This window comes from Frankia sp. CoWAU3 (assembly GCF_977971855.1).
Genome location: NZ_CDWWXB010000005.1, coordinates 37,302 through 43,389, shown reverse-complemented (window position 1 = coordinate 43,389; position 6,088 = coordinate 37,302). Strand labels below are relative to the sequence as shown.

Genomic DNA, 6,088 nt, shown 5'->3' with positions numbered 1-6,088 from the left:
GGCCCAGCGCCCCGCGGCCGGGCACCCCCAGGCCAGGTACCCCCCGGCCGGGTGGACCGCGTCCCGGTGGCACCGGTGCCGGTGGTCCACGGCCCACTCCCGGCGGGATGCCACCACGTTCCGGCGGTCCACGGTCCGGAGCAGGGGGTGGCATGCCGCCCCGCCCAGGTGGCACCGGGGGGCCGCGCCCCAACGCGAACATGTTCCAGCCTCGGCCCGCCGGTGGCCCTCCCGGACGCCCGGGCGGTGGTGGCGCGCCCGGTCGTCCCGGTGGCGGCGGTCCGCGTCCCGGTGGCGGCGGTCCGCGTCCCGGCGGATTCGCCGGGCGGGGTGGCGCGCCCGGTCGTCCCGGTGGTGGCGGCGGCGGTGGCGGTGCGCCCGGTCGTCCCGCGGCCGGCGGCCGTGGCCGAGGTGGGACCACGGCGGGCGCCTTCGGCCCCGGTGGCCGTGGTCGCCCCGGTCGCCAGCGCAAGTCCAAGCGCGCGAAGCGGCAGGAATGGGAGAGCGGGCTCGAAGCGCCGCGCATGGGCGCGATGGTGCCCCGCGGCAACGGGCAGGCCATCCGGCTTCCCCGTGGCGCCTCGCTGGCCGATTTCGCCGACAAGATCGACGCGAACCCGGGCGCTCTGGTCCAGGTCGTGTTCACCCAGCTCGGCGAGATGGTGACCGCGACCCAGTCCTGCACCGACGAGACGCTGCAGCTGTTGGGTGTCACGCTCGGCTACGAGGTCCAGATCGTCAGCCCGGAGGACGAGGACAAGGAGCTCCTCGAGAGCTTCGACCTCTCTTTCGGCGGGGAGTACGGCGACGACGTCGAGCTCAGCTCCCGGCCGCCGGTCGTGACCGTCATGGGTCACGTCGATCATGGTAAGACGAAACTGCTGGACGCCATCCGCTCCACCGACGTGGTCGGGGGCGAGGCCGGTGGTATCACCCAGCACATCGGTGCCTACCAGGTGCGGGCCAAGGTCGACGGCGACGAGCGTCCGATCACCTTCATCGACACTCCGGGCCACGAGACCTTCACGGCCATGCGGGCCCGCGGTGCGCAGGTGACGGACATCGTGGTCTTGGTCGTGGCCGCCGACGACGGGGTGAAGCCGCAGACCATCGAGGCACTGAACCACGCCCAGGCGGCCGGCGTCCCGGTCGTGGTGGCGGTCAACAAGGTCGACAAGGAGGGCGCCGACCCGGCCAAGGTGCGGGGTCAGCTCACCGAGTACGGCCTGGTGGCGGAGGAGTACGGCGGCGACACGATGTTCGTCGACGTCTCCGCCCGCAACCGGACGAACATCGACGGCCTGCTCGAGGCGATCGTCCTGACCGCCGACGCATCCCTGGACCTGCGGGCTCCGACCGAGGTCGAGGCGCAGGGTGTCGCCATCGAAGGTCGGCTCGACCGGGGCCGGGGTCCGGTGGCGACCGTGCTGGTCCAGCGCGGCACGCTGAGGGTCGGTGACTCGGTCGTCGCCGGCGAGGCGTTCGGTCGGGTTCGGGCGATGCTCGACGAACACGGTGGTCAGGTGGTCGAGGCGGGCCCGGCCCGGCCCGTCCAGGTCCTGGGGTTCACCAGCGTTCCCGACGCGGGTGACAACTTCCTGGTGGTGCCCGAGGACCGGGTGGCCCGTCAGATCGCCGAACGGCGTCAGGCCCGCGAGCGTAACGCGGAGCTGGCGCTGAGCCGGGGCCGTCCGACGCTGGAGACGATCCTCGAGCGGATGAAGGAGGGCGAGAAGACCCAGCTCAACCTCATCCTCAAGGGCGATGTGTCCGGTTCGGTCGAGGCGCTCGAGGACGCCTTGCTCAAGATCGATGTCGGCGACGAGGTCGGTCTGCGGATCATCGACCGTGGGGTCGGCGCGATCACTGAGACCAACGTGATGCTGGCGTCGGCGTCCGACGTGATCATCATCGGCTTCAACGTCCGGCCGCAGGGCAAGGCGACGGAGCTGGCCGACCGTGAGGGCGTCGAGGTCCGGTACTACTCGGTGATCTACCAGGCTATCGAGGACATCGAGAACGCCCTGAAGGGCATGCTCAAGCCCGTCTACGAGGAAGCGCAGCTCGGTACCGCCGAGGTCCGCGAGGTCTTCCGCGTGCCGCGGATCGGCAACGTGGCCGGCTCTCTGGTCCGTTCCGGCGTCATCCGGCGGAACACCAAGGCCAGGCTCATCCGCGACGGCGTCGTCGTGGCCGACAACCTCACGGTCGAGTCGCTCAAGCGTTTCAAGGACGACGCGACGGAGGTCCGCGAGGGCTACGAGTGCGGTATCGGTCTCGGGTCGTTCAACGACATCAAGATCGATGACGTGATCGAGACGTTCGAGCAACGGGAGGTTCCCCGCGCCTGAGCACGTCCGCGGCCGGTGACGATCGAGCTGTCTGCCCGATCGTCACCGGTGGTGTGTGCCCGGCGGCGGGAGACGACCATGTGGATCGGAACCCTCAGCCTTGATCTGCTGCTCGGTGACGTGCACTCGTTGAAGGAGAAACGGTCGGTGGTGCGGCCGATCGTGGCGGAGCTGCGTCGCCGTTTCGCCCTCAGCGTGGCCGAGACCGGCCATCATGATCTGTACCGGCGAGCCGAGATCGGGATGGCGGTCGTCGCCGCGGACCGGGCGCACTGCGTCGAGGTCCTCTGTTCCTGCGAGCATCTGGTGGCCCAGCGACCGGACGTCGAGGTGCTCGCCGCGCGGGCGCGCTACTTTTCGGCGGACGACGCGGACGACGAACCGCATGCACCCGGTGAACCGCATGCACCCGGTGCATCTGCCGCGGTGAGCGTGCCGCCGGCGGGACCGGCGAGCAAGGAGGTGGACGGTGGCTGATCCGGCCCGGGCACGGCGGCTGGCCGTGCGTATCCGCGAGGTCGTGGCGTCCACGCTGGAGCGTGGCGTCAAGGATCCTCGACTCGGCATGGTGACCGTCACGGATGTGCGGCTGACGCCGGATCTGGTCGACGCGACGGTCTTCTACACCGTCTACGGCGATGAGACGGCGCGGCAGGCGTCGGCCCAGGCGCTCGAATCCGCCCGGGGGCTGCTGCGCAGCCAGGTCGGCCGGGCCACGGGGGTGAAGGTGACCCCGACGCTCACCTTCGTTCATGACCGGCTTCCCGACGACGCCCAGCATCTGGAGAAGCTGATCAGCGTTGCCCGGGAACGCGACGCGTATCTGGCCGAGGTCCGTCGGGATGCTCGCCCGGCGGGCGACGACGATCCCTACCGCCGGCCGCGCTCCGCCGGCGAGCCGGATGAGCTGGGCGAGCCGGATGAGCTGGGCGAGGTGGATGAGTACGGCGGGACGGCCCGGCAGGAGGGATGACGGGGTACGGGCCCGGGACACCGCGGTGACAGGCACGAGACAGCTGCGATGGGACGAGACAGCGGCGATGGGAACTGACGATGAGCGATGCGACCGATCTCGCGGACCCGCCGGCGGCGTCGGTCAACCGCTCCCGCCCGGACGGTGCCGGTCCGACCGGTGATTTCCAGGCCGCGGTGACCGCACTGACCGGCGCGATCGACGCCGGTGACGACATCCTGCTGATCGCCCACGTGAACCCCGACGGGGACAGTCTCGGATCGGCGTTGGCGCTGGGGCTCGCGCTGCGGTCGCTGGGCGGAAGGCCGCGGGTGTCCTTCGACGCGGATCCCTTCGTCGTTCCCCGGGTGCTTCGCTTCCTCGCCGGTCAGGATCTGTTGGTGGCCCCCGAGGCCGTCACCGGCAGGCCGGGTCTCGTGGTGACCCTGGACGCCGCCAGCCGGCCCCGGCTGGGCAGGCTCGCCAGCACCACGGCCGGTTGCCGGGTCCTGGTCGTCGACCACCATGCCTCCAACACCCGGTTCGGCGATCTCAATCTGGTCGACCCCGAGGCGGCCTCGACCAGCGCCATGGTCATCGACCTCGTCGATGCCCTGGGCGTGCGGCTCGACCGGGACATCGCGACAGCGATCTACACCGGTCTGGTAACCGACACGGGATCGTTCCGTTTCGCCGCGACGACACCGGCGGTGCACCAACTGGCCGCCCGGCTGGTGGCCACGGGCATCCGTCCCGACCTGATCAGCCGTGCCCTGTGGGACACCCACCGCTTCGGCTATCTCAAGCTACTCGGGGAGGTTCTCGGCCGCGTCCGGCTGGAGCCCGAGTACGACCTCGTCTGGTCCTGGTGCAGCCAGGCCGATCTGCGCGCCGCGGGACTGGAGTACGACGAGATCGAGGGGCTCATCGACACGGTGCGCACCGTGTCGGAGGCAGAGGTCGCCCTTGTCTGCAAGCAGGATGGTGACGTCTGGAAGGTCTCGGTCCGTTCCAAGGGGGACGTTGACGTCGGCGCGGTCTGTACGGCTCTCGGTGGTGGCGGCCATCGCTTCGCCGCCGGATTCTCCTGCGGGACGACGCCCGACGAGTTGATGGACGTGCTTCGGGACGCGCTGGCGCGGGCTCCGCGCCTGGGGGGCCCGGGGACGCGGGAGAATCCGTGCGGCCCGGGTGGCCCGAGGAACGCGGTCCGGAGCCCGCGGTGAACACCCGGGGGGGATCCACCCGGGGACCCGCGCGGCCGGGGGGAGCCGCATCCCGCCGGGGATCCGGTCCCAGCCCCGGGCCACAGGTCGACGGGCTCGTCGTCGTGGACAAGCCAGCCGGCTGGACGTCGCACGATGTCGTCGCCAGGGCGCGGCGCATTCTCGGGCAGCGTCGGATCGGCCACGCGGGCACCCTCGATCCGATGGCGACGGGCGTGCTGGTGCTGGGAGCCGGCCGGGGAACCCGCCTGCTCGGACATCTCGCCCTCACCGACAAGGTGTACGATGCCACGATCCGGCTCGGCCGGACTACCACGACCGACGACGCCGAGGGCGCGCCGGTCGAGGACCGTCCGGTGGACGTCGACGCCGACCGGCTCACGCGGGCCATGGCGGCCTTTACCGGGGTGCTCGACCAGGTTCCTGCCAGCGTGAGCGCGGTCAAGGTGGGCGGGGTACGCGCGTACGCCAGGGTCCGGGCCGGCGAGGTGGTCGATCTCGCCCCACGCCGGGTGACGGTCCACCGCTTCGACCTGCTGGCGCGGCGGGCCGCGGGCGACGGGGCGGTGGACCCGGCCGGAACCGATCTGGAGGTCACGGTCGGTTGCTCCAGCGGAACATACGTGCGGGCGCTCGCCCGTGATCTCGGGGCGGGGTTGGACTGCGGGGCGCATCTGACCTCCCTGCGGCGCACCGCCGTTGGTCCCTTCGATCTGGCGGGCGCAGTGACTCTCGACACGTTCGTCGAGCTGGGGCCGCGGGCGGTCACGTCGCTGACCGACGCGGTCGCGGCCGGCTTCCTGCGCCGCGACGTGACGGCGGAGGCGGCAGCGGACGTGTCCCATGGCCGACGGTTGCCCCCGGTAGGACGGCCGGGTACGTACGGCGTCTTCGGTCCCGACGGGACCGTGCTGGCCCTGGTCGAGGAGATCGAGCATGCGGTCCGGTCGCTCGTCGTCTTCGCCCCGGCCCAGTCCGGCGGCCCCGGCCGGGGTTCGGTGGCCCGACGGCGCCCCACGAGAATGTCCTAGGCTTCGCACGTGCAAACGTGGCGAGGGGCGGAGAACACGCCTGTCCAGTGGCGGGGCGGGGTCGTCACGATTGGCTTCTTCGACGGGGTGCACCTCGGACACCGGCAGATCATCGGCCGGGCGGTCCGGCTGGCGCGGGAACGCGGTGAGCGTTCGCTGGTGTTGACCTTCGACCCGCATCCCGGTGAGGTGCTGCGACCCGGCAGCCATCCCGCCCTGCTCACGACGCTGCGTTTCAAGGCCGAACTGTTGGCCGGGACCGGGGTGGACGCGCTCTGCGTCGAGCCGTTCACGCTGGAGTTCAGTCGGGTCTCCCCGGCTGACTTCGTGCACGGGATACTGGTCGAGCGGCTGCGGGCGAGCGTGGTCGTGGTGGGGGAGAACTTCACCTACGGTCACCGGGCCGCCGGGAGGCTCGCGACGCTGTCGGAGGCGGGCGCCCGGGAGGGATTCGAGGTTGACGGGGTCCGTCTCGTCCGCTCCGGCGAGCAGGTGCTCTCCTCGACGGCGATCCGTGCCCGGGTGGCC

General features: G+C 71.5%; 5 protein-coding genes and 1 pseudogene. All 6 read left to right on the top strand.

Annotated elements, in window-relative coordinates; translation table 11 throughout:
• Window positions 1-524: 524 nt before the first annotated feature.
• Window positions 525-2,351, top strand: coding sequence for a translation initiation factor IF-2 (gene infB / locus AC08ON_RS01465; protein ID WP_476616321.1), 1,827 nt, complete (start codon window positions 525-527; stop codon window positions 2,349-2,351).
• Between the two features lie 78 nt (window positions 2,352-2,429).
• A complete protein-coding gene (locus AC08ON_RS01460) occupies window positions 2,430-2,828 on the top strand; it encodes a DUF503 domain-containing protein (protein ID WP_476606108.1) in 399 nt (132 codons plus the stop codon).
• Window positions 2,821-3,324, top strand: a complete 504-nt coding sequence (gene rbfA, locus AC08ON_RS01455; protein ID WP_476606094.1) for a 30S ribosome-binding factor RbfA — start codon at window positions 2,821-2,823, stop codon at window positions 3,322-3,324. Before AC08ON_RS01460 ends, rbfA begins: the two co-directional genes overlap by 8 nt.
• 80 nt (window positions 3,325-3,404) lie before the next feature.
• Complete coding sequence (locus tag AC08ON_RS01450) at window positions 3,405-4,529, top strand: DHH family phosphoesterase (RefSeq protein ID WP_476606093.1); 1,125 nt, start codon at window positions 3,405-3,407, stop codon at window positions 4,527-4,529.
• Complete coding sequence (truB, locus tag AC08ON_RS01445) at window positions 4,526-5,560, top strand: tRNA pseudouridine(55) synthase TruB (RefSeq protein WP_476606092.1); 1,035 nt, start codon at window positions 4,526-4,528, stop codon at window positions 5,558-5,560. Before AC08ON_RS01450 ends, truB begins: the two co-directional genes overlap by 4 nt.
• Before the next feature lie 9 nt (window positions 5,561-5,569).
• A pseudogene (locus tag AC08ON_RS01440) lies at window positions 5,570-6,088 on the top strand (bifunctional riboflavin kinase/FAD synthetase); the annotation flags it as partial.